Below are 4,624 nucleotides of genomic sequence, written 5' to 3'. Positions count from 1 at the left end.
TGGGAATTCTCTATGTTCTTGGTAAAGATCTCCATATCCCCGTCTCTTGCTTTCAGGGTCCATTTCTGCTGCCCTTTTACCAGGAGGGATAACAACATTGCCACGCACAGTATCAAGGTTCTTTTGTTCATACGCATAATGCCAGATTGATTGTAACTAGTTCCTTTCTGAGTGCAAGTTACGGAGAAATGTGCAGATGTGAAGGTGTCCAGATGTGCAGATATGCAAATGTGCGGATATGCAAATGTGCGGATGTGCAAATGTGCTGGTTTGGAGGGGGATGTGCAGGTGTGCAAATGTGCAGATATGCAAATGTGCTGATGTGCTGGTTTGGAGGGGGATGTGCAGATGGGAGTGAATGTGGGGAGGGTTTGGGAGTTGCGGATTGGGGCTTTGTGCCCTCAGCTTTATGCTGTATGCTTTGCGCTTTATGCTTTATGCTTTATGCTTTATGCTTGCGCCGGGCCTGGCGGGCGTGGGATAAAAAATTGGGCCAGCCAAGAATAACCGGCCCTTTTTTCACGCTATTGAACAATGAAAAGCGCAGGGGTCACTGCGCTCAGAGTAAACTCAACGATGGGTGAAGGGTTGGGTAAGCTGTGCGGATGATGTTTAAACCCGGGTTTATGCATCACCGTAATGTTCCCATGCAGCTCCTTTACTTTCCGCTCAAACAGCAGGGTGTTCTCTGCCGGCGGCACTGCCTCATCTGCATCTGCACATAGTATAAGTATCGGGTACTTACCCTTCACAATGTCCTTTACCTTATCTACCGGGCTGCCTTTGAACTGCTGCAGCTGCGCATCGGTGGTAATGCCGTAATCTGCTTTCAGCTGAGGCAATACATTGGCATCCGGTTTTACCTGCCCTAAACCACCGGGCCAGCTTTTGAGGTCCAGCACGGGATTATCCACGTATACACAGGCTACCTTGTCCGGGTTTTCCGCGGCCCAGTTAAATACATATACGCCTCCCCTGCTCATGCCTTCCATGGCGGCTTTGCGGGCCAGCCCGGCTTTTTGCAGCAGATCGTAAAAATGGTTCCAGGTTTGAATGGCCACCCGGTTACCCAGCAGCTCTGCTACATCGCAGTACACCACATGATAACCCCGTTCCAGCAATGCAATATCCGTTTGCGGCTCATGGCCCCAGAAACGGGCGCGCCAGATCCAGGGATGGCCTTTAGCCGCCCATTTCGGCTTTACCACTTTGCAGGCATGGTTATCCAGTGTAAAGTCGGCACAGGCATAACCGTAAAAAGCGCTGACCGTGGTGGGTACCGTAAGCTTTTTGAAAATATCGAAACCAGCATCGCGCTGTACCATCAGCTGATCGTACAGGCGTTTGGCCATAATGCCCGAGCCCGCGGCATTGGGGTGGATATTGTCGGGCAGCAGCTCCGGTTTGTCGATCAGCAAAGGGTGCATGTCCAGCATTTCAAGCCCCTCCTGCAGGGCTACCTGCTGCATGTGCGGGATCACCTGCTTTACGATCACCGCGTCCCAAATACCCGTGGTATCTGTTACAAAAGACACTACCGGGCCTAATAAAATGATGCGCGGGTGCGATGGCAGCTGTGTAAATGATCTGATAAGAGCGTGATAGTCGGCTTCATATTCCGCCATATGCACGCGGTTAATGAGCTTACTATCATTGCCGCCAAGGTCAATGAACACGATATCCGGATTGCTTTGTAAGGCTTGTTGGTATTCGTTTGTTCTTATGTAGGGATGATCGCCGCTGCTTAATAAAGTGGCGCCGCTTACACCGTAGTTGCTTACGATGTAATCCTTACCCAGCAGGGCTTGCAGCTGCGAAGGAAAGGAGTTGTGCTCCCGGTCCGGCACCGTAGCGCCATAGGTAATGCTGGCGCCTATGCAGGCGACCTTTTTTTGTGCGATGGCGGGTGCGGTGGCACAGAGGGTGAGGAAGATTATGATGAGTTTTTGCATGTTCAATAGCGTTTGTGCGGCTATATGTCCCGCTTGCGGGACGTTAGCGACTTAATACATATGTTTTTCCTGCTTGTGTTGCAAGATCATATAACAACGTTTCCTTCAGCACCGGTGCTGTTAGCTTTGCCTTTTCGTTAATGAGCGGGCGGGGCGTGATTTCCGGCTGAAAGAACGGGTTGTTGTTATCGCCCGTTGCGGCTTTCAGGCCCTTGCCCTGCAGCGCATTGGGCACACGCAAACGGCAGCTGCCGCCCAGCGTAGAGCGGATAGTGAGCTTACTCAGCTTACCATCTTCCCACTGCATATTTACAATCTCAAAACCGCCCCTTGCACGCAGACCGCTGATGCTGCCGCTTTTCCAATCGTCCGGCAATGCGGGCAGCAGGTCAATGGCGCCGTCGTGGCTTTGCAGCAGCATTTCCGTAATACCTGCTGTGCAGCCAAAGTTGCCATCTATCTGGAAAGGCGGATGCGCATCAAACAAGTTGGGATATGTACCGCCGCCGCTGTTTTCCTTTGCGCGGTTCTTTCCCGCCGGCGTAAGCTGGTTTTTGATCAGCTGCCAGGCATGGTTACCATCCAGCAGGCGGGCCCAGAGGTTTACTTTCCAGCCCATCGACCAGCCGGTAGAAATATCGCCCCGCTGTATTAAAGAGGTTCGGGCCGCATCAAACAGCTCCGGTGTGCGGTAAGGAGAGATCTGATTAGCCGGGTACAATCCAAACAGGTGCGACACATGGCGGTGTTTATCTTCCGGATTGTCCAGATCCTGCAGCCACTCCTGCAGCTGGCTGTACTGGCCTATTTGCATGGGTGGCAGCTTGCTGCGGCCGGCCTTTAGCTTAGCCACTAATTCCGGATCGGTATTTAATATTTCCGCAGCGTGAATGGTATTGGAAAACAGATCAAACACCAGCTGGTTATCCATGGTGGCGCCTGCGCTGATGGAGATGCCGGGATGCGCTTTGGGCGCGTTCTCCGGCGACATGGAAGGCGATACCACCAGCCATTGATGCGTGGGTTCGGGTATTAAAAAATCAAGGTAGAACTGTGCAGCGCCTTTCAGTGCCGGATACACGCTTTGCAGGTATTTTTTATCGCCGTTATACAAATACTTTTCCCATAAATGACGGCTAAGCCATGCACCGCCCATGGGCCACATAGCAGAATAAATACCATCCACCGGGCCGGTAATACGCCACAGGTCTGTATTATGGTGTGCTACCCAGCCACCGGCGCCGTACATTACACGCGCGGTTTCCCGGCCGGTAACAGACAGCTCTTTTACCATTTGCACCAGCGGCATATGCATTTCCGGCAGATTGGTTTCCTCTGCCGGCCAGTAGTTCATTTCCGTATTAATGTTAATAGTGTACTTGCTGCCCCAGGGCGGATCCATCTTGTTATTCCACAGGCCCTGTAAAGTAGCGGGCTGCCCGCCGGGCTGGGAAGCGGAAATAAGCAGGTAACGGCCAAACTGGAAGTACAGCGCCACCAGCTGCGGATCATTGGCCTGCGCAAAATCGCGTATGCGTATATCCGTTGGGTTCTTAACGGAATCCGTGGCGCCCAGGTCCAGGTGAACGCGGTTGAAATATTTTTGATACGCCGCTATGTGCGCGCTGCGCAGCTGCGAAAAGTTTTGGGTTAATGCTTTGTTCAGATGATCGGTAGCTCGTTTGCCTTCATCGGCGCTGATATCCTGGTAATTTACATAGTTAGTGGCCATGGAAATATACAGTGTAACCGTGTTAGCGCCGGTTACGCTGATGGCATCGCCGGTTGCAGTTACCTTACCTCCTTCATTTCTGAACTTTACCAGCGACTGGAATTTTACTTTGCCGGGCACATTTTCCTTATCGCTGCTGATGCCGGAAAGCTTCAGCACATCATTTCCCACTACGCTAATTTCCGACTTATGCTCACTATGAAACGATGCCCGGAATGTAATACTGCCGGGCGTTGTGGCGCTGAGGCGCACTACTATTACCTGGCCGGGTGTGGAGGCAAATACTTCACGTGTGAAGGTGGCGCCGTTCACCTTATAGCTTGTTTTGGCAATGGCGGTTTCCAGGTTCAGCTCGCGGTAATAGTCTGTGTATTGATCGTGACCTGCAAAGTCCAGCAGCAGCTCGCCTGCGGTCTGGTACTTCATGCCGTTGTTCTTTTTGGACTGTATGTTTTGCGCAGCCATTTTACTGGCCTCTTTATACTGCCCGTCGAAGATGAGCTTACGGATCTCCGGTAAAGCAGCCAATGCATCCGGATTATCGTTGCGGTTAGGGCTGCCGCTCCAGAGCGTAGCTTCATTCAGCTGTAATATTTCTGAGCCGGGGTTGCCATACACCATAGCAGCCAGGCGACCGTTACCCACTGGCAGCGCGGCTTCCCATACTTTGCCCGCTGGCGCATTGTACCAGAGCTTTAGTGTTTTGTCCTGCGCGGCCGCCGGCAGCACCAGCAGCAGCGTTATCACATAAATGCCTATACGTTTAATCATACCCATGGTTTACTTTTTCAAAGACGTTGGAATATCCGGGCTGTTGGCAGCCTTACCCCGTACAATATTGCTGGTAGCCCCGGCCAGCTGCAGGTACCAGTCTGCCGGTAATTGTTGCCCATCCTGGTCAAGCGATACAAATTGTGCGTGTACCGGTTTTTGTGCCGCT

The 4,624-nt window shown here is 52.2% G+C and carries 2 protein-coding genes; both read right to left on the bottom strand.

What is annotated here, in order from left to right:
* Positions 1-524 precede the first annotated feature (524 nt).
* Positions 525-1,952, bottom strand: coding sequence for a GDSL-type esterase/lipase family protein (locus VIM87_RS12350; protein ID WP_331997290.1), 1,428 nt, complete (start codon positions 1,950-1,952; stop codon positions 525-527).
* Between the two features lie 43 nt (positions 1,953-1,995).
* Positions 1,996-4,455 carry a glycoside hydrolase family 95 protein gene (locus VIM87_RS12345; RefSeq protein ID WP_331997289.1) on the bottom strand — a complete coding sequence of 820 codons (2,460 nt, stop codon included), beginning with the start codon at positions 4,453-4,455 and terminating at the stop codon, positions 1,996-1,998.
* Positions 4,456-4,624: the final 169 nt, after the last annotated feature.

The sequence above is a fragment of the Chitinophaga sp. genome, assembly GCF_036569125.1.
Classification (GTDB): Bacteria; Bacteroidota; Bacteroidia; order Chitinophagales; family Chitinophagaceae; genus Chitinophaga.
Note: the sequence above shows the minus strand (reverse complement) of the source record. Positions and strands in the feature narration are given on the sequence as shown.